General features: G+C 45.5%; 9 protein-coding genes. 2 read left to right on the top strand and 7 right to left on the bottom strand.

Annotated features, from left to right (window positions below; all coding sequences use genetic code 11):
• Positions 1 to 114: 114 nt before the first annotated feature.
• The 7 genes from F7D47_RS12220 to F7D47_RS12190 form a co-directional block, all read right to left on the bottom strand.
• Positions 115 to 2316, bottom strand: a complete 2202-nt coding sequence (locus tag F7D47_RS12220) for an endo-1,4-beta-xylanase (protein WP_153086028.1) — start codon at positions 2314 to 2316, stop codon at positions 115 to 117.
• A 48-nt stretch (positions 2317 to 2364) separates the two neighbouring features.
• Positions 2365 to 3438, bottom strand: coding sequence for a DUF5627 domain-containing protein (locus F7D47_RS12215; RefSeq protein WP_153086027.1), 1074 nt, complete (start codon positions 3436 to 3438; stop codon positions 2365 to 2367).
• A 21-nt stretch (positions 3439 to 3459) separates the two neighbouring features.
• A complete protein-coding gene (locus F7D47_RS12210) occupies positions 3460 to 5265 on the bottom strand; it encodes a RagB/SusD family nutrient uptake outer membrane protein (protein ID WP_153086026.1) in 1806 nt (601 codons plus the stop codon).
• Positions 5266 to 5287: 22 nt separating this feature from the next.
• Positions 5288 to 8155, bottom strand: a complete 2868-nt coding sequence (locus tag F7D47_RS12205; protein WP_153086025.1) for a SusC/RagA family TonB-linked outer membrane protein — start codon at positions 8153 to 8155, stop codon at positions 5288 to 5290.
• Positions 8156 to 8194: 39 nt separating this feature from the next.
• Positions 8195 to 10159 carry a RagB/SusD family nutrient uptake outer membrane protein gene (locus F7D47_RS12200; RefSeq protein WP_437181627.1) on the bottom strand — a complete coding sequence of 655 codons (1965 nt, stop codon included), beginning with the start codon at positions 10157 to 10159 and terminating at the stop codon, positions 8195 to 8197.
• Positions 10160 to 10178: 19 nt separating this feature from the next.
• The gene (locus F7D47_RS12195; RefSeq protein ID WP_153086024.1) at positions 10179 to 13325 is read right to left on the bottom strand and encodes a SusC/RagA family TonB-linked outer membrane protein; all 3147 of its coding nucleotides are present in this window, start codon (positions 13323 to 13325) and stop codon (positions 10179 to 10181) included.
• A 121-nt stretch (positions 13326 to 13446) separates the two neighbouring features.
• Entirely contained in the window at positions 13447 to 14841 is a 1395-nt protein-coding gene (locus tag F7D47_RS12190) for a cellulase family glycosylhydrolase (protein ID WP_194252607.1), read from the bottom strand.
• 477 nt (positions 14842 to 15318) lie between these two features.
• Here F7D47_RS12190 and F7D47_RS12185 point away from each other — a divergent pair, with 477 nt between their 5' ends.
• Together F7D47_RS12185 and F7D47_RS12180 are read left to right on the top strand one after the other, a co-directional pair.
• Positions 15319 to 19425, top strand: coding sequence for a hybrid sensor histidine kinase/response regulator transcription factor (locus tag F7D47_RS12185; protein ID WP_228113388.1), 4107 nt, complete (start codon positions 15319 to 15321; stop codon positions 19423 to 19425).
• A 207-nt stretch (positions 19426 to 19632) separates the two neighbouring features.
• Positions 19633 to 21357 (top strand): glycoside hydrolase family 43 protein, encoded by a 1725-nt coding sequence (locus F7D47_RS12180; protein WP_153086022.1) that lies wholly within the window; start codon positions 19633 to 19635, stop codon positions 21355 to 21357.
• Positions 21358 to 21560 lie beyond the last annotated feature (203 nt).

Raw genomic sequence — 21560 nt, 5'->3', positions numbered from 1 at the left:
ACCCTTGTGAATAAGGTTGACCGTGTCATCACAACACAGCCAACCTTAACGACTAACATCTTTTTTCGGTTAATCTTTGTATGATAAACCTAAAACTAATGTCTTTTAGAGTAATTACTTGGCTTCCTTCCAATATTCTGGAGCACCAAGACCTACAGCGAAACCTGCATAGGTATGCTTGCGAAGATAGTTGCTATCCCAAAGACCTGTAGGGCAACCTGCACGCCAACCTGAATCCTTAGGAGAATCAGTAGCACACCACTGAGTGATACCATACTGCTGAGCCTGTGGAATCAGCTCGAAGTACTTCTGGATGATGAATGTATAGAAGCTACGCATCTGCTTGTGCTGCTCCTCAGTCATCTTGTCGAAGGTAACAGAAGTACCAGCCTCATCCTCATAAGCCATATCAAGCTCAGAAATCTTGATGAGCTTACCAGTCTTAGCCAGCGACTTAAACATCTCTTCGATGTCGCTCTTAAGCTTAGCCTGCTTAGTTTCATCACCATAGCATGTTACGTGCATCTGTGTACCAATACCATCGATAACAACAGGCTCCTCTGCATTAGGATCTTCCCACAGACCAATCCAGTGGATCAAGCTATTCAGCTTAGCGTGCTGATCCCAGTAACCTTCCAAGTTGTAGTCATTGATAAAGAGCTTCAACTTAGATGGATCACCATTGTGCTCAGCAAAGCTCTTACGTGCATCTCTTACGGCTGTACGAACATAGTCGATATCACCGAGATAATCCTGCCAGTAGAAGCTATTGGCTACATCAGAAGCAGGAGCATTAGTTGCATGCTGCAACTCATTGAATCCATCAGCACCTTTCTTACCAGAGATCGCCTCGTTCACAACATCCCAAGATGTAACATAACCATTAGTAGCCTCCATCATACCATCAATCCACTTGCCCATTGCATCAGTAAGAAGAGATTTCTTCTCTTCATCCGTAAGAGGAATGGAATTAGCAGACTTCGTGTAGTAAACTTCAAAATCATCAATATAGAGGGTACCCGCATATTTACCGATATTCAGCAGCAGGCGCAAGGCATTGTCACCATTACATTTGGTAGTCACATCAACTTCCTTCCAATCAGTTGTAACCTTGATGGTAGGGAAGTCACCACAGCCTTTGTATCCGTCAGGATTCTGGAATCCAGCACCAAATTCACCAGCTACAGAACCCTTGATTTTCATCTTCAAGTGATAGGTTTTACCATTCTCGAAAGCGAAACCTGGTTCATAGTTAACCTGTGCATCCCAGGGGTTTGCCTTGGCTGCGTTGTTACCAACCTCACAAACACCATTTACAATCTTTGGCGCATTATCCATATTCCATCCACCAAGGTTCTTACCATCATCAAAGGTAAGATGCCCAACACTTACAGGGATTTCAACCACTTGACTTTCGGCCACTTCTTGAATTTCTGAAGTTACCTTATGCCAGGAATAAGGTTTGATACAAGGAACTTCGTTCCCTTTTATGTCACCATTTACGATCAAATTATTGTTAGAACCTTCTTCACAAAGACTCAAAGACTTGATGTCCAGTTCACCGCCCAGTTTACCTGCAGCAAAAACAAAGTTCTCATAATTGGCTTTCGGAGTAAATTCAACGGTATATTCATTCCATTGAGTACCTACTGAAATCGAGCCTAAATCTGCATCACCTGGGGCTGCCCATAGAATTAAGTCAAAAGGAGCAGTAGCTTTTGCATTCATTTTAAAGACATACTTTTTCCCTTGAGATAACTGAGCAGGGAAATACAATTGAGCATCCCAATGACCACCAGCCTCTTTATTCTCAATGACCAAGCAACGTGTGACATTAGAAGAAGGAGGTAACTCCTTATCTGCAATAAGTTTACTAAGATACTTCTTGTTCTGCTGAGAATGCCAAGCAAGCGTATGACCATAGATGGTCAAACCTGCATCCTGTGCATTTGTAACGAAATCCTTAACAGTATTAAAGTCAAAGGTTCCATCATTTTTTACACAAGAAGCATACTTCATGGCGTTGCCTGCTGTCATCTCCTCGAAGTTGCTACCAGCCAAGCAATATACAAGCTCCTGTTTGTTGAAGTCGGGCGCAGCCAGTGCAATACCCAACTTAAAGTCGGGATTGCACTTGCCAGAAGCCTTCATGTCTTCGACATATTTCTTCAAAGGCTCATAGTTGTTAAGATACTGATATTCCTTCAAGTTCTTGGTCATATCAGTTCTGTACTCCGAGAACTTGTCATCAGCACATGATGACAAAGCCAAGAGAGCTACCAAGCCTAAACCAAAATTAATATTTTTCAATTTCATAATAATCTACCTATTATTAGATGATACTTAATTGATAATTACCGCAGCTTACTTTACGATATACTGAGTATCGAAAGTTGGTATACCATTGGTATTACCACGAGTTTGAGCTACAAACTGGTCGGTTGTCTCTACCTTGACAGCACCGAAGTCTACGGTATACTGGAGAGTCAGGATGTCACGATCCTTGTTGCCCCAAGCCAGCTTAGCGCCCTTCTCCACAAACTTACCTGTACCTGTAGCAGTTACGCCCTTTGTCTCGGAAGAAACAGTGCAAGTACCATCGTTAGCAAAGGTAAGCTTCAAGTTGCAAGTATAAGACTTGAGGATATCCTTACCCTCAGCATTCTTGCCCACAACTCTCTTGACTGTGAGAGGATAGATAGCCTCTGTAAGGCTCTTGGTAGTAATCTGGCAAACCTCGTCCTTCTCAATAGTTGCACCCTCACGCTTCTCTTCTGTGGTCTGACCATTCTCAGTAATCTTATCTGTACCACGGCGCAGATAGAATCCAGCCCAAGGGTTCATGTATTTCACACAATAGAGCACATAGTTCTTAGGCAATATCTTCCACGCATCGCTATTGGTCAGCGCAGGAGTTTCACCCTCCTGGAAAGGAGTACCCGTCAAGATCTTGCCAGCACCCTTCTGATCTTTGATGATCAGAGGGATGACATAAGTATTCTTTACAGAGGCAGGATCAGCGAAGAAAGCATCGTTGAGCTTCACCTGTAATCTTCCCTGCAAGTTGCCACCATAAGAGATGGTGTTACCTGCCAAGGTGTAATACTCTGCAGGCATAGGCTTTACAGAAGATACGCCATCAGAGAAATAGAGGTTGTCACAAAGCGAATTATCTACAGCCACATCCAGTGTGATGTCCTTACCATTGTAAGCACCACCCATGGTAGACACGATGTTGATAATATGCTCGTTGTCCTTGGTATTGTCACGATTCTCGTCATTGCCCAACACCAATATACGCTCCACGTTTTGGTGGGCGAAGTAGACTGATGTGCCACCCTCGTAGTCGTCAAACTCAGGCGTGCCGTTCTCACAAGAGCCGAAAGTCAGAGCCAAGGCTCCGAGTGCAGCCATTGAGAAATATTTATTCATCTTCATAGTTTTCATCATTATAAAATGTTAGTCGTTTGTAATTTTCCATCCTGCATTCTGCTTCAGCTGATCCCACTTGAGGATTTCAGTCTGTGGCACAGGACCGTAATACATATAGTCGTCGTATTTTCTTTCCTCTACTGTGATATCCTTGAACTGTGGAATACCAGCCTCTGTAGAAATCTCCACGCCATGAACAGCCTCATTGATAGGAGCCTTCCAGCGGCGGAGGTCATTGAAGCGCTTGTTCTCGAAGCAGAGCTCAATACGACGCTCATTGCGAATCAACTCACGCATTTTATTCTGGTCGTTAGCGCACTCATCAAGATAAGAATCATCTGTGATGCCTGCACGATGACGGATAGCCTTGATCACATCGTATGCAGAATAAGCATGTGTGCCATTGCCCTTAGGTCCCCAAGCCTCATTGGCAGCCTCAGCATAATCCAAGAAGATCTCGGTATAGCGGATATACACAGGATAGTGATACTGTGCGTTCTTGGCATTTGGATTAGGATTACAATCCTCACGAAGAAGCTTCTTCATATAGTAACCAGTACGTGTAGAGTTACCAATCTTATTCAGTCCATTGTCATTGTTGGCAGTGGTGATGTCGGTATTGATGGTTGCACCCTTATACTTGCAGCCATTATAGATAATGTAGAGATCCAAGCGTGGATCACGATTACTATAAGGATCCAAGTCATCATACTCACTGCGCTCATCTGTGATAGGATAACCATTGGCAGCAGGGAAAGCATCCACCAAGTTCTGGGTAGGATTGATACGTCCCTTACCATAGAGAGATGGAGGGAAGTTATCAGCCTCCTGGTTCAAACCGAGGTCCCAATCATCTGCACCATTAGTCTTATTACCACGCCAGATAATCTCCTTAGGGCATGCACCAGACTGCAAATTATTAATCTCATTAGTCTGAGCATACCAAGAATTACCTGTTTCAGACAAGCCGCTTACGCCACCTATCAAGTCGAGCAAGCTGGCTGCATCATCAGCAGCACGCTTATAATCCACATTGGTACCCTTATTAAAAGCAGGGCTGGCAGCAAGGAGAGAAACCTGTGCACGGATAGCCTTGGCGATACGACCGCTCACACGACCACGCATCAGAGAACCCAATACACGGTTATAGTCCTGATAGTTGTCCACACCCATAGCAGTGTATTTTTCTGGCACAGGATCTGACTTAGTCAAATCATTGTAGTCCAAAGGCAGCAACTGCTCAGCCTGGTCCAAGTCGCTATAGATTTGATCCAAGCAAGCTTGGAATGTGGCACGTGGCTGATTGAAATCAGAAGAAGTATCCTCTGGCTTTGTCAAGTTTGGCACACCCAGGAGCTGACCATCCTCAGTCCAACCACCATGGTTCATCAAGAGATAATACATATTGAGAGCTCTCAAGGCATAAGCCTCACCCTTACGGCTCTCACAGAACATCTGCTGCGCACCCTTGTCCTTAGCCCAGTCTACCTTGTCCACTTCCTGAAGGAAGATGTTCAAGTACTGGATGCTAGCACGACAGCTAGTCCACTTGTTCATAGGGTCATTATTGGCAGCCCAAGAACCAGTAGCCATTTTCAGGTAGCTGTTAGACAAATCATTGCTTACAGCATCATCGGTTGCCACATCAGTTACACTTTTGGTATTATAAGGAAGCACGGCATAAGCATAGCCGAGAAGTCCCTGAGCATAAGTAGGCTCTTCGTAAATCTCGTCCAAGCTACGGTTGTTTTCCTGTGCAGGCTCAAAGAGATCTGAGCAAGACACCAACGAGAGTGACAATGCAGCTAATATAAATAACTTATTAATTTTCATTTCTGTATACATTTAATAATGATTAGAATGTAGCCTTCACACCTATATTATAATAGCGTGTCTGAGGAGCACTACCTATGTTCATCTCCAATACCTCACGGTTCTTAGAGATAGTGAGCAAGTTGGCACCGCTTACATAAGCAGACAAGCCCTTAAGCCAAGTCTTCTGGAAGAGCGTGCTAGGCAGGTCGTATGTAATCTGTACCTTAGCCAAGCGGAAAGCGTCTGTGCTGTACATCCAGAAGTCTGATGTCTGATAGTTGTTGCTACCTGAGAGTGTGGTAAGACGTGGATAAGTAGCAGTCTCCTTGGTTGCCTTAGTCCAGCGATTGCGAACCACAGCTGAGTACTTGCCGTCACCCTTTACCCACCAGTAAGAATTGTTCTTCAAGCCATAAGCACCGAAGTTGCCAGTACCGAGGGCGAAGAATGTGAAGTTCTTCCACTTAGCAGTGAGGTTTACACCCAATGTGAATGGAGAGCCATACCAACCACCCTTGCCCAGGAACACCTGGTCGTAAGAGTCGATCTTGCCATCACCGTTTACATCCACATACTTCATATCGCCAGGCTTCACGTCACTACCCAAGCGGCTCTGGTCTGGAGAGTTCTTGATTTCTTCCTCACTTTGGAAAAAGCCAGCAAACTTATAACCCCAGATACCATCGAGAGCCTTGCCCTCACGGTTTTGGTAATCCCATGCATTCATCTCATCACGCTTGGTAGCCTTGGTGTTATAATAAGTACCTGTTACGCCGAGCTGCAAGTCTACATCACCCACCTTCTTATTGAAGTTAGCTGCGAAGTCGAAACCGATGCGGCGATTATTGTTAAAGTTGAGCACAGGCATGAATGAAGCATCAGGATAGCCTGGCTTAAAGTGAGAAGGATAGAACGTTGGAGTAGAAATCAGATAACCCTCCATCGAGTTAACGAAGAAGCTAGCATCCAATGTTACCATCTGCTGCCACAAGGAAGTCTTGAAGTTGACAGAAAGTTCCTTACGCTTGATGAAGTCGAGATCCTTGTTGGCAGAACGCTTAGAGAATGTGTACTTGCCAGCAGAACCATCATACCATCCATAACCATCAGCTGTCTGCCAGTTGGTGTCATAGAGATAGTATCTGTTGTCATTTACTGCCAAGTCAATATCCTCGTTGATGATGCTACCAGATACACTGATCATCATATCGTCTACCACCTTGCTGTTCTTCAAGAAGTTCTCGTTCTTGAGTCTCCAACCCAATGAAAGTGAAGGAGAGAAGCCTACACGATGACCTGGAGCCAACTGTGCAGAGTGGATAGCTGCCAAGCCGAAGTCTGCATAATAAGTCTTGGCGTAATCATAAGATGCATCCAAGGCAAGATTAGCACTTGATGTCTTGTGATACTCACCTGATTTAGACTGCTGATAGCCAGAGGCAATCAACATCGCAGAGAGGTTATGTACCTTATTAAATGTATTGGCGTAATTGAACTGAGCAGAGAAGAGCATGGTCTGATTGTCCACACTATTAGCGATGTTCTGTACACCAGACTTCTTATCCTCACCTTCCTTCTTCAAAGCTACGATCATATCCTTGCCGTCGATGTTTGACCATGTTGGGATATAGATGGCATAGCTATTATTGAAAGATGTGGTGTAAGAGGTAGCATAGTCTACTGCGAAACGAGTCTCGAAAGACAAGCCCTGCAACAACTTGTGCAGATTGATGTTAACACCTGTATCAAACTGGAACTGGCGGCTAGTATACTTGCTCTTACCAGCAGCATAGTAATCTGCGAAGATGTTAGAAGAGTTAGCCTGTGTACCAGCCAAGAAGTACTTGCCATCCACCAGCTTAGCCACACTCATCAAGTCCCAAGCAGCCTTGGCATTAGGAGCTATCATGTCTGTAGAGATCAATGGGCTAGCATTCTGTGGGAAGTTAGGACGCCAAGTAGCAGCTGCATTCCAATAATCACCAATAGCAGAATGTGAATCATAGAATGTGGCATTGGAGTTGACCCAAGCCTTGATGTCATCTGTGATGTTGACATCTACATTACCACGTACACTGAAACGCTGAGTGTTATTGTTCTTAGCCTCACCAAACTTCAGGAAGTCGCCCTGGCGATAATAGTTAATGTTGCTATAGAAGTGAGCACGCTTACCACCACCACTAATCTCAGCAGTAGCCTCGTAGCGACTATTCATCTTGCGAAGATAGTCAGAAGAGTACATATCGAGATTAGGATAACGATATGGGTTGGTGCCCAAGCCATGATTGTAGATATCCTCAGCAGAGTAGAGAGGAGTCAAACCGTCATTGGCACGAGCCTCGTTGTAGAGAGTCATATACTCAGCAGAGCCCAGATACTCAGGGAATGACTTAGCCACATTGAGACCAGCGTTAGCCTGCACCTCAACCTTCAAGCCATCGTTCTTGCCACGCTTGGTGGTGATGAGCACAGCACCCTTAGCTGCCTTGCTACCATAGAGCACTACAGCTTGCGCACCCTTGAGGAATGTAATCTGGTCAATCTCGCTAGGCATCACGTTGGTTGCCTCACGAGGCACACCATCTACCAATACCAAGTATCCTGCATTGTCAGCATCCATACCCCAGAGAGAGTTGCCATTCCAACCACCCACGTAGCCCTGCATGTTGTCAAGGCTATAAGTGTGGTAGTTTTTCTTCATCAATCCCTCTACATCGACTACCGAAACGCCGCCCAAGATGTCACCCTTGGCTACCTTGCGATAAGCCACATTGACCATCTCCTTGTCGGCAGCAACGGTATCGGTTTCGTTCTCAGCAGCAGTTTTGGCATCGGCAGCCATAGGAGCCAATGACACAAGACCTGCCAACAGGAACTTTGAATTATATGATTTGAATTTTGAATTCATACTATCATTCTTATTTTAGTATTACTATATAATGTTATTTTACCAACCAGGATTCTGACTAAGCTCTTGATAGAGATAAACATCCTTGATAGGCAATGGGAACCAATAGTGCTTGGCTGTGAAGTGACGAGTCAAGATCACTTCCTGGCGGAAGTTAGCCACCTGAGCATTAGCTGGGTCTTTCTCCTTGTAGAAATCGGCATTCTCCACACGGTCAAACTCATCAGAGTACTTTACATTGTAAGGAGCCTCGGTCAGGAGCAACCAGCGCTGCAAGTCGTTGAAACGGAAGCCCTCGAAAGCAAGTTCCACCTCACGCTCACGGCGAACCTCGTCCATGAACTTATGTGGATCAGCTACATACTCTGGAGCCACATGACCAGCGCCACAACGATCACGAAGGGTATTGATGGCATCCTCAGCAGTCTTGCTAAAGTTAGTAGCCTTGCCAGAAGCACCACCAAACGCAGCACAAGCCTCAGCATACATCAGATAGATGTCAGCCAGACGCATATATGGCAAGTAACAGTGGAATGCTGAACCCCAATCGTAGTCGCGATCCACCTCATTACATGTATGAGGCACCAACTTCTGAATGAAGTAACCTGTACGGCTGCCATTAGCCACTGGACGCATATTTCCACCTGTATACAACTGGCAGTACTGCAAGTTAGCCCACTGACCAGGAGTACCATTCAGATACTTGAAGCCATCAAACACGATGTCGTGATAGAAGCGTGGGTCACGGTTCTTATATGGATGAGTAGGATCGAAACCACCTGCTATGTTAGGAACCAACTTGCCATTCTCTACGATGTAAGCGGGCTCACCATTAGCCATACCGTAAGCAGCTATCAAGTTAGCTGTAGGCTGGTGAATCACATTGTCATGTCCAACCACTTTGTCAACCTTAGGACCAAACACCTTAGAGGTATTCCAGTTAGAGCCGTTGAAGTCTGCAGATGGACCACGGAAGATAGCCTCAATAGATCCAGGCATTTTCCAGTTCTGCTTCTTGGTATAGAAGATATCAGAGAAGCAAGAGTTAGCATCGGCAGAACGCTCATGATTGTAGACGTCCTTATATTTGAACTCAGCCAACCCATACTGTGTCTGGCCCCCCTCAACCAATGTGAGCAACTCACCGAAGACATCAGCTGCCTTCTTGGCAAACTCCTCATCATAGTCGTATGTCTTGCCATTCTTGCTAGCTCCTACCTGTGCGCCATCCTTCATCAATGGGCTGGCAGCCCAGAGATAAGTCTTGCCCAGATAACCGAGTGCCATGATCTTGTTGATACGAAGGTCGTTCTTGCCCTGTGTGGCAGCACCATCATACTCATTGTCCCAGTTGATAGGCAACAGATCGGCAGCCTTGCGATAATCAGCAGCAGCCTTCTCTGCACACTCCTGATAAGAGAGACGAGGCAAATTGAGCTCTGAATTGAGATCCAAATAGGTATCAATGTATGGCAAACCACCAAAGTACTGCATCAACTCAGTGTGCCACCATGCACGGAAGAAGTAAAGCTGACCAGCAATGAGGTCTTTCTCTGCCTTGCTAGCTACCAACTTATCGAGATTAGCCAAGCCCTGGTTAGCCTTACGAATGCAATACCAAGCATGTGGCCAAAGTGAGTGGTTGAACTTATCTGTAGATGTAGGGTTGCTGCCATCCTTGTAAAGCCAGTTACCAGTGGTCTGCCAAGCACGGAAGTTGCCCAAGTCTACCTGGTGTGTCATACGGCCATCAGCCTCTGGGTTGAAGATTTCATCATCACCCCAGTTCCAAGAAGGACACCAGTTACATTTTTCCTTATCAGGGATACAGTTGTAAATCTCCTCTACATAACCCTGAAAGTTACGGAAGTTTACAAATGCGTCATTTTCTGAGACTGTAGAATCTGCCTCCTTGTCAAGATAGTCCTGGCAAGAGTTGAGCGAGGTGCCGAGAGCCAGCGAGACGCATCCCATCAACAAAAAATTCTTTATCTTATTTTTCATTTGAATGTTCATTTTAATATTACAATGAGAATTTAACACCTAAGTTGAAGCGGCGTACTGTAGGATATGCTCCAAGGAAACCGCCACCACCGAGGTTAGCCTCACGGTCATCAGGCATACGAGTCCAAAGCCAGAGGTTGTTACCATTCAAGTATACCTTGAGGTAGTTCATACCGAGAGCCTTGATCCATCCCTTGGTCCAAGTATAAGCAATCTCTACGTTCTTCAGACGGATGTATGAACCATCATAGAGGAACTGAGTACCATTGCTGTAATCAGACTGGGTAGCACCCCAGCGAGGAATGATAGATTCTGGAGAAGACTCATTCTTGTCCCACCAAGTACCAGTGTCATAAACATTGTCCAACTTATTGCCAAAGCTTGTCAAGGTTACGTCACGAGTTACATTGGTTACACCATAGAACTGAGCGAAAGCAGAGAAGCCCTTATACTCGATACCGATAGTGGCATTGTATGTATTCTGAGGGCTTGAGCTATAACCTACTGGAGCTGAGTCCTTGCTATCTACCACACCATCACCGTTGAAGTCTACGATGTAGTAATCGCCTACCAAGCGGTGGTTGTCGTTAGACTCATGAGCTGGAGAACCTATCAAGTCATCGATGTCGTTGATAAAGCCACGATCAATGTATGAGTGATACTGCCCCATAGAGTAGCCTGCCTCCTTCTGATAGTTAGGAGTGAGCTGAGCGTCATCCTTCAAAATTACCTTATTCTTGGCATGGGTCATATTGATGTTACCCCAGAGGCGGATGCCATTGGCAAATTTCTTGTTGAGCTTCAACTCCAACTCGTAACCACTGGTACGAACCTTACCCTTATTGATAGTAGGAGCTGTAGTACCAAAGTAAGATGGGATGGAGCGGTTATCACCAAAGATCAAAATGTCGTTACGACGGTCGCAGAAGAAATCGAGCGAACCGGTAATCAAACCACCCAAGAAACCATAATCAATACCGAAGTTGGTCTTTTTCACAGTCTCCCACTTCACATCTTTATTACCCAATGTATTCTGGCGATACCATGTGTAGATACTGTTGGTATGGTCAAGATCCATCACTGTGTTGCCTCCGTATGCCCACTGGTTCATGTAAAGCCAACGACGAGAAGAGTCGAATGGATCGCCCAGGTTATCATCACCAATCTCACCGTAAGATGCACGGAACTTCAACATATCAATGATGTGCTTGTCACGAAGATACTTCATGAAGTTTTCCTCAGTGATGGTCCAACCGATAGCTCCAGAATTGAAGAAGGCGAAGCGATTGTCCTTGCTAAACTTTTCTGATCCGTTGTAAGCACCGTTATACTCGATGTTGTAACGACCAGCATAGCTATAAGTAGCACGGAACGCCCAGTCCTCACGGTAAGTAGGCATCACACTACCACGTGCATTCTCCTGACGAGAGAACAAGCCCATGGCTGTAACATCATGCTGTCCGAACTTGCGAGCCCAGTTGAGCTGCAACTGATAGTAAAGATTGCGAACAGTCTGGTTGTTATCAACCGAACCACCTGAAGTACTCCAGTTAACGCCCTGTTTCCAGTCGAACTTATTGTTTGACTCATATACCTGGCCATATGTTATATTGCCAGTCTCCGGATCAACATACTTGGTCTGAGCTGTATTGTTCAAGTCATTGATACCACGGCTCGTCTCAACAAACACGTTGTCCCAAGAAACGGTACCACGCAAGTTCAAGCCCTTGGTGATGAAGTCGAGTTTCTGCTCCAAGGTAAAGTCGGTATTGATACGAGTAGTAGTAGCCTGCGCTGTACCACCGATGGCGAGATTCTGAGCAGAGTTACTTACGTTAGACGCATTTGGATAATAACCCCAAGAGCCATCGCTATACTGAGGCAAGAATACATCTGGAGCGATGTTATAAGCACCAGCCCACTGCTGACCAATCTGCCACTCGCTATTGCTCATGTTGCTCCAAGGAGCCTTGCGCACACCATTAGAACCAGATACATTTACCTTTAATGTAGTAGTTTTCGTGATAGAGAAGTCCAAGTTACTGCGCACATTGATACGATTGTATCCATAGCCAGAGTTATAGTTACGTCCGTTATCATACTCACGGAAGAGGTCACCCTCGTGTACAAAGTCGGCAGAAGCAAAATACTTCACGAAGCTTGTACCACCGCTCACATTGACATTGGCATTATATGACATGGCGCTCTTCTTGAAGAGGGCATCCTGCCAATCCACGTTAGCATAACGCTCACGCTGCTCATCCGTAGTCTGGTTACGATAGTTCTCAATAAATGATTGAGGACGGATGTAAGACCAAGATTCTGGAGAAACACCCAACTCATGCTCCACTGCCCTGTTGCGGAACATCAAGGCATCGTATGAATCATACTTGTTAGGCAACTTAGAAGGAGCCTTCAATGTAGCGTTGAAGCCTACATCAATCTTAGCCTTGCCTTCCTTACCACGCTTGGTAGTAATCAAGATGACACCATTGGCACCCTTCACACCATAAACGGCAGTGGCAGATGCATCCTTCAATACAGAGATGCTCTCTACAGAACCAATGTCTACACTACTCATAGGACGCTCGATACCATCGACTAGGACGAGAGGGTCACTGTTGTTCCAAGAACTAGCACCACGAATGATAATCTGTGGCTCCTCCTCACCAGGCATACCATTGCCCTGAACAGTTACCACACCAGGAAGGTTACCAGTTAAGGCAGCACCAATGTCGCTGACACCGGCAGCACGTTCCAGCACCTCACCTGTGGTCTGTGCAATAGAACCTACGACAGAAGCCTTCTTCTGCTGACCATAACCAACGACTACAACTTCGCCGATGGCATTGTCGTCTTCCATTGAGAGTTTGAAATCTCTCTTCTTACCAATCTTTACTTCCTTGGTCTTCATACCTACGTATGTAAATACGAGGATAGAATTCTCTGAAGGAACACTGATACTGAAATTACCATCTAAGTCGGTGACCGCACCGACGCTGGCATTACCTTTCACTTTTACAGTGGCACCTATCAGAGGCTCACCTGTACCGTCAACAAGATTACCCTTGACCTGGATCTTCTGTGCCTGAGCATTCAGGCTGCAGAAAGCTCCCACCAAGCATAAGGCTGCTGTCCGTTTCATTGTTAACACTTGTTCAATCATGTTCTATTCATTTTTGATTTATGCTTTAAAAATTTAGGCGTGCACAAAAACTGTTTATTCACGGCGGCAAAGGTATGGATTTCTTTCGAAACATACTTTGCGTGGTGTAACAGAAAGTTTATCATTTTAGAAAAACCTTGCGAGAACGTATTTTTCCATTACTTAACAGTTGTTTTATTATATAAACACCTGCAGTTGGCTTTTCAACTTCTTTTCCTTCTATATTATAATATAAGGTGGAAACCACGTCTGCCTGGGTTTCTAATTGTTTAATTCCTGTTGTATTTTGTTTCAAATACCACTCTTTATACCAGTTGAAGCAAGCATAGGAGCAGCACTCCTCAAAGAGACCATGTTTCTTGGCATTTTGCAAACCAGGCTGTACCTTTCCCGTCTTCAGATACTCATCAATGTCGTAATACTCTTGTGGATGAGTGATGGTCATGCCGATGTTGCCAAAGTGGTCGTGAACTGCCTTCCATGCCAAGCCCCATTTGGAGGTGGAGCCTGTAGCCCAAGTGCCGAGATTAGGAACTGTCCACTGTCCCCACTCATTGTAGTGACCTTCGCTCGCCTTGTCAGGATCTTCCGGACTCCAGTCTATCTCCGTTACCATGATAGGCTTCGTCTCTACCATCGGCACCTGACTTTTGAAGTTGCGGATGAAAGTATCGTGATCGCAACTCTTATCGGTCATATTTCCATACCATCCGGAATAAACATGTACTGCATAAGAGAAGTTATTCTCGCTATCGGTGATAGGATGCTTGACGTAATCCTGATACTTGCTCTGATAACCCGCACCCGGAACCCAGATGATTCCCTTGAAGCCAGTGGCACGAATCTCATCTACCACAGGTTGGAAGAAATCATGGAGAGCCTTGTCTGATTTAGAGCCATCTGCCAGCAACACATTAATAGGCTCATTGGCTAGCTCGATGCTCACCTGTCCGGCATTCTTCTGGATGGTGGGATCGGAAGCGAAGAGATTCCACACCTTCTTAAGATATGCCTGATATTCATCTCCCACCTTGATATTCTGTGGACAAACGCCAGGAGGGCGAACGATTACATATAGTCCATGAGCCAAGGCTTTCTTCACAAGCTTGACATAAAGTTTGCTCAAGAATATCTTGTATCGATACTCACTAAAATACTGGATATTGTTTTCACCCGTTCCTACTGGCGCATTATAGTTGGTCCAGCATGGATCCATGTGCAATCGGAACACGGTACAGTAAGCTCCCTGCTCCTTATCAGTGATGGCGGTAAACATCTTCTCGAAATAATTGAGACAAGGTGTAATGTCGCTGACATTGTATCCGCCCGTGCCCCAACGATTGCCGTTGAAGTAACGGTTCGGTGTATCCATCACACCATGAAGAACCACAGTTTTACCATTTGCATCCACCAGGTTCTTACCCTGCACACGAAGTGCCGGCAGATTATCGGCAGCCAGTCCCGCCATTGACAGCATAGTCATAGCGAGTGATATTAACATTTTCTTTCTGTTCATTGTTACAATTATTTTTAGATTTATCATTATTTGTCAGTCACCTTATTATATTATGAAGGATTGTCAGGTTCCAGTTTACAGAAAAGGCTGCTGGTCTTTTAAAATAGAATGGCGCGTAATCACTACGCACCATTCCCGAAAACCAATTAATCATGATTCTATATAAAAACCATAATATCAAAATCTTTTAGAAATTCTAAACCTATTCTACAAACTATTATGTATAAACCTAACTAACCTAAATATTCTAAATATATACAACTTAAAAACCGATGCAAAGATACTCCTAATCTATCATATATACTTTATAATAAGTAACCAATAGTTTTTCTCTCGTACCACATGTAACATTATCTTTACCCTACGTAACATTTTAACATCTTTTTAGCACAAATCTATAAAAAACATACATTTCTGTGCACTATTCTCCCATAAATTTTGTATTTTTGCAAACGAATATAAAAAAGCCAAAAGACAATGAAACCAAGAATCATGATGATTTCCATGAAATCAAACCTCAGAACAATGAGATACATCGGTCTTTTACTGATGTTTATCTTCTGTCTCACTGCGCAGAACATGATGGCGCAGCGAGGAAAACTTTTCAATTCAGACAACCAGCTTTCGAGCAACCTTGCCACTCAGGTGTTCCAGGATTCAAATGGTTTCATTTGGATTGCCACCCGTAACGGCTTGAATATCTATGATGGCTATAACTTTATGGTCATCAGAAAAGCCTACAACAACAGTAACGGGCTCAACAGCAACTATATCAACTGTATAACACAGGATGAAAAGGGGCGTATTGTGCTGGGAACAAACAAGTCGCTACTTATACTTAATGGTAAAAGGTTCTGCAACGTACCTATGCTCGATTCAAGAAATAAGCCTATAAACACTTACGTTAACCAGGTAAGCCGTTTGCACAATGGCGATATTGCTGTCGTTACCTCCGGTTACGGCATCATGACCAAGAAAATAGATGCAAACGCCTGTTACACCATGAAAGGAGAAGTGGAGAACCTGAAATACATACATAAGATTCTGGAAGACAAACAAGAAAGGCTCTGGATTATCCTGGAAAACGGAAAGCTGTTACGGAAAGAAAAGAACGGCAAGCTTGTTTCACGCATCATGGGAACAGAGCAACTTAACACACAAGATATCAGGCAAGACAACAAGGGCAACATTTATCTTGCTACCAAGAATGATGGTGTTTACCTTCTCAAGGCAGGTTCAACCGCCTTCACCAAGATAGCCGGCATAGGCAATCTTCCTATTGACAACATCTATATCAGCCGCGACCAGCGCTTGTTTATCGGTTGCGATGGTATGGGTATCTTCGTGTATAATCCTGTAACAGGATTCTTGCAAAATAATCCTCTGTTCTGCCATGAAGTAAATCTTGCCAAGAGCAAGATTACCAGCATTATAGAAGATTCTACGGGAAACATCTGGGTGAGTATGCTCCAGAAGGGCGTATTCATGCAGTCGCAGGCTCAATGCGATTTCAACTATATGGGCTACCGTTTGGACAGCCGCAACGTGATAGGCGAAAACAGCATCACAAGTCTGTGTGCCAACCAGGGCGATCAAGTCTGGGTGGGCACCGACAAGGATGGTCTTTACCTCTTTGACATAAAAGCCGGTAGCATCAAGAGCCATTTATTAAGCAACACCACGGTACTGGCACTCTGCAAAGACAAGAAAGGCAGAACATGGGTAGGAACCTATACTGACGGCATCGGATTGATAGATGCGGGGGGATCTTTCCATCCATTCAGCCTAGGCATTGGCAACCAGGCGGGCATCTTCGATATCCAGGAAGACCCGCAGGGCAATGTATGGTTTGCTACCATGGGCAAAGGACTTTTCCGCCTTTCTCCAGATGGAAGCATCAAGCAATGGAAAGCACAAGATGATGCCGACAACAACCTGAAAAAGAACAGTATTCCTAATGATTACCTCATAAATCTTAGCATCTCAAAAGATGGTAAGCGGGTTTTCGTAGCCACTTCTGTGGGTCTGGCTTGCTATGACCAGCAAAAAAACAGCTGGACTTCCACTTTCGGTGGCGTCAACTGTCTGAGCAAGGGCAGTTTCTCTCATTGCGTTTTTTCTGACAGCAAGAACCGCGTATGGTTTGGCACTGAAGACGGCGCAATCTGCTATGATCCGAAGAAGGGATATGCTCATCCGAAGATCTATAACACAGAACTTGGACTTTCTGACAACAGCGTAACCAGCATCATAGAAGATTACAAGGGTAGAATCTGGATAGGAACTACCTGTGGTTTAAACCAGATAGATACAGAAAAAGGTACCATCAACAAGTACTACTCAGACAATGGCTTGCAGAGCAATGAGTTCAGCGATGCAGCAGCCTGCACGCTCTGGGGAGGAAAGATGCTGGTGATGGGCGGAACCGGCGGTATCAACTGGTTTGATACGGACAAGGTGAAACAGCATCCTTGGCAGGCAAAAGTTACCATATCAGGACTTTTTTTGGGCAACAAACCTATATACCAGGATATGGAATCGGGCATCTATACTATCACCGACAAAAGTGCCTACAACAGCGACAAGTTCTCCTTATCTCATGAAGACAACACCTTCACCATCCACCTGTCTACTCTTACATATAATAATGTAGAGCAGATCAGTTACGCCTACAGCATCAATGGTGAGGATTGGCGAACCATACAGTCTGGCATGAACGAGCTGTCATTCTCACACATGCCAGCAGGTACCTATAAGTTCCGTGTCAAGGCCATCTGCAACGGATACGAAACCCCTGTCAAGGAGTTCTCCATCATCGTTCACCCAGCCTGGTACGCCAGCATCTGGGCAAGAATCTGCTATCTGCTAGCCTTCCTGGGGCTCTGTCTGCTCTATATCAAGCACCGCAAACGCAAGATGGAAGACCAGCTCATATTGCAGCAGCATATCCATGCGGAAGAGATGGGCGAAGCAAAACTGAAGTTCTTCATGAACATCAGCCACGAAATCCGTACCCCATTGACCCTTATCCTCACTCCGCTGTTCACGCTGATTAAGGAAGATAAAGACGCTCACCGACAGGGCATCTATGATATGATGCGCAAGAACTCGGAACGAATCCTGCACCTGATTAACCAGATGATGGACCTGAGAAAGATTGACAAGGGACAAATGGTGATGCACATGAGCGAAACTGATATGGTTGCCTTTATTGGCGATGAATACAAACTCTTCTGCCAGCAGGCGATAGCCAAGAGCATCCACTTCACCTTTGAGCACGAAGATGAAACACTCCCGGTATGGATAGACCGCGACAACTTTGACAAGGTATTGATGAATGTCCTGTCAAACGCCTTCAAGTTTACTCCTGCAGGCGGCAGAATCCGTATCACCCTCTCCCACTCGCCTCATCATGTCCGCATCGCCATCAAGGACAGCGGCAAGGGCATTCAGGAGGAAAAGCTCGAAACGATTTTCCAGCGCTTCTATCAGAGTACCACCACTTCTAATGACCGGAATGTAGGTACGGGAATCGGTCTCGACCTGACCCGCTCGCTCGTGGAACTGCACTACGGAACCATTACAGCCGCCAACAACAAGACACTTGATGAAGCCGACTGGAAGGAAGGAAGCCAGTTCCTCATCACGCTGCCTCTGGGCAACGAGCATCTGAAACCGGAAGAAATGATAGATGCACCGGAGCCACAGACTGCTGAAGACATCAAGGAACTGGAAGAAAACATGGAGGAAGGAAACGAAGAGAATGCTGCCGATACAGCCAATGACGCCGAAGAAGATTTCAAGAGCAAGGCAAAGAGCACCATCGCTGTGGTAGAAGACGATGAGGCAATACGTAATTTCCTGAAGACCCAACTACAGGAAACCTACAATATCCTTACCTTCTGCAACGGAAAGGAGGCGCTGCCGGAGATTATCAAGCAGAAGCCAAGCCTCGTTATCTCAGACATCATGATGCCAGAGATGGACGGCAATACGCTCTGTACCAAGATTAAGAACAATGTGAACACCAACCACATTCCGGTGATTCTGCTTACAGCGATGAGCAGAGAGGAAGACCAGCTGACCGGTTTGCAGTCGGGTGCCGATGCCTATGTGGTGAAGCCGTTCAATATGGACATTCTGCGCCGCACCATCATCAACCTGCTCAACGTGCGCCGTACTTTGAGAAACAAGTTTATGGGCAACGAGAGACAGAGCGACAAGCAGATCGCGATAGAAAAAGACCTTTCGCCAAAAGACCAGCTGATGGAACAGGTGATGAAGGTAATCAATGATAACATGGATAATGAGGACCTGAGTGTGGATATGATTGCTCGCGAAGTAGGACTGAGCCGTGTGCATCTGCACCGCCGAATGAAGGAACTGACCAACCAGACACCACATGCCTTCATCCGCAATACCCGTCTGCAATATGCCGAAAAGTTACTGAGCCACTCTAACAAGACGATAACAGACATCATGTTTAGCTGCGGTTTCTCCAATCCAGCCAGCTTCAGCACCATGTTCAAGAACTTTTATGGCTCTTCGCCTCGCGATTATATGCAGGCGCACCGGAAAATCTAGCCTTTTCACTGCAGAAAAGGCCAGATGTTTCCCAAAATAAAGTATTTGTTACATATAGAGATGTTTATGATACGCCTCGCAAAGTGTTGGTAACATTATGTGGGGGTATATTTAAAAGGAAAGCGGTAACTTTGCAGCAGAATTCTGAATACATGTTTCAGCCATGAGTTCAGATACTCATTCTGTAATTTTAAACCCAATAATAAAATGAAAAAAATTGCAATCTTATCGCTTTCCCTGACGCTTGCAGCCGCTGCACAGGCGCAGACAGCTGAGTTTGACTATTTCAAGTATGCGGGAAATGACGCTCGCTTCAATGTTGAAATCGACAAGACTCACCAGTATTACAACCCGGTACTGGCTGGTTTCTATCCAGACCCATCACTCTGTCGCGTAGGTGACACCTACTATCTGGTAAACTCTTCGTTTACCTTCTTCCCAGGTGTGCCTCTCTCAACCAGTAAAGACCTGGTCAACTGGCAGCCTGCCGGTCATGTTCTCGACCGCACATCACAGGTTCCATTGAAGGGCCAGCAGGTATCAGCCGGTATCTTCGCACCAGCCATCAGCTATAACAAGAAGAACAAGACCTTCTATATGATTACCACCAATGTGGGAGCCGGCAACTTCTTTGTGAAATCAAAAGATCCTTCCAAAGGCTGGAGCGAGCCTATCTATCTGAAGAAGATTGACGGCATCGACCCTAGCTTCTTCTTCGATGACAACGGAAAGGGATATATCGTGCATAACGGTCCGGTAGTTGGTGGTGCCGACTATGAGGGTCAGCGTGCTATCCGCTGCTTCGAATTCGACGTGAAGGGCGACAGCATCAAGGGCGACTTCAAGGAGATTCTGCGTGGCGGAACCCATGTAGAGGCGCGTCCTATCTGGATTGAGGGTCCTCACCTCTTCAAGAAGGGCAAGTTCTATTATCTGATGTGTGCCGAGGGAGGTACAGGCGGATGGCACAGTGAAGTAATCCTGCGTGCCAAGAATCCGATGGGACCATGGGAGGAATGCCCTAACAACCCTATCCTTACCCAGCGTACCGGTCTCGACCCTAACCGCAAGGACCCAGTATCAAGTGCCGGTCATGCCGACATCGTAGAAGATGGCAAGGGTAACTGGTGGGCTGTATTCCTGGCTTGCCGCCCATACGAAGAAGATATGTACAACACAGGTCGTGATACTTATCTCCTGCCTGTAACCTGGAAGAATGGATGGCCAGAGATTCTTGCCAAGAATACTCCTATCTCTACCGTTGGAGAGAAGGCAGGACTGAAGCCAAACGGCCAGAACCTCTATTCTGGCAACTTCGAGTATACAGACAATTTTGAGAATACCATGAGTGGCTCACTTGTTATGACCGACAAGAAAGGCAACAAGAGCGAACATGAGGTAACAATCAATCAGCATGGAATAGACACCAACCGCTGGATGTTCCTCCGTGACCCTGTGGATTGCTACAAGGTAGAAAATGGCAAGTTGACGCTGAATCTCTTGCCAGGCAATATCTACAAGCGTGAACCAATGTCTGCCATCTGGGCACGCCAGCAGCACGGCACCTTCTCTGCCGAGACAGAAATCAACTTCACTCCTCGCAACGACAAGGAGATAGCAGGTTTGGCACTTCTCCAGAAGGAAGACCACAACTTCGTATTGGGTAAGACCATGAAGAAGGGCAAGCTGATGATTACTCTGACCCGTGCCGAGAAGAACAATGTTACTATCGCCTCTGCTCCTATCAAGGCTGGCAAGCTGAAGCTGAAGGTAGAAGGTCATGACAGATATTATGATTTCTATTATGCCGAAGAAGGCGGCAGCTGGCAGCTGCTTGCCAAGGGTGTGGACGCCTCTAACCTGAGCACCCAGAAAAGCGGCGGCTTCATCGGTGCCTGCATCGGTCTCTATGCTTCTTCCAACAAGGAATAAGGATTTGAGAAAAGATTAATATTTTAGGAATAGATAATAAAAGAAAAGGTTGACACCTCGCGTTTTGCCTGGTATCAACCTTCTTCTTTAGTATTGACTTCACTTTAAAAAGTGGAATCAACTTTTTTTTTACCAGAAAAGTTTCACAATAGAAAAAGGAGGTATGAAACATGGATTAGAGCTGACGTAATTCAAAAAAATCT

The organism is Segatella copri, assembly GCF_009494835.1.
GTDB lineage: Bacteria > Bacteroidota > Bacteroidia > Bacteroidales > Bacteroidaceae > Prevotella > Prevotella copri_F.
This window is presented reverse-complemented; position numbering and strand designations above follow the sequence as displayed.

Excerpts from the sequence above, each read along its gene's own strand:
- F7D47_RS12210 (WP_153086026.1), bottom strand. The coding sequence starts at position 5,265 with ATGAAAATTAATAAGTTATTTATATTAGCTGCATTGTCACTCTCGTTG.
- F7D47_RS12180 (WP_153086022.1), top strand. The coding sequence starts at position 19,633 with ATGAAAAAAATTGCAATCTTATCGCTTTCCCTGACGCTTGCAGCCGCT.
- F7D47_RS12190 (WP_194252607.1), bottom strand. The coding sequence starts at position 14,841 with ATGAACAGAAAGAAAATGTTAATATCACTCGCTATGACTATGCTGTCA.
- F7D47_RS12215 (WP_153086027.1), bottom strand. The coding sequence starts at position 3,438 with ATGAAGATGAATAAATATTTCTCAATGGCTGCACTCGGAGCCTTGGCT.
- F7D47_RS12185 (WP_228113388.1), top strand. The coding sequence starts at position 15,319 with ATGAAACCAAGAATCATGATGATTTCCATGAAATCAAACCTCAGAACA.
- F7D47_RS12205 (WP_153086025.1), bottom strand. The coding sequence starts at position 8,155 with ATGAATTCAAAATTCAAATCATATAATTCAAAGTTCCTGTTGGCAGGT.
- F7D47_RS12200 (WP_437181627.1), bottom strand. The coding sequence starts at position 10,159 with ATGAAAAATAAGATAAAGAATTTTTTGTTGATGGGATGCGTCTCGCTG.
- F7D47_RS12195 (WP_153086024.1), bottom strand. The coding sequence starts at position 13,325 with ATGATTGAACAAGTGTTAACAATGAAACGGACAGCAGCCTTATGCTTG.
- F7D47_RS12220 (WP_153086028.1), bottom strand. The coding sequence starts at position 2,316 with ATGAAATTGAAAAATATTAATTTTGGTTTAGGCTTGGTAGCTCTCTTG.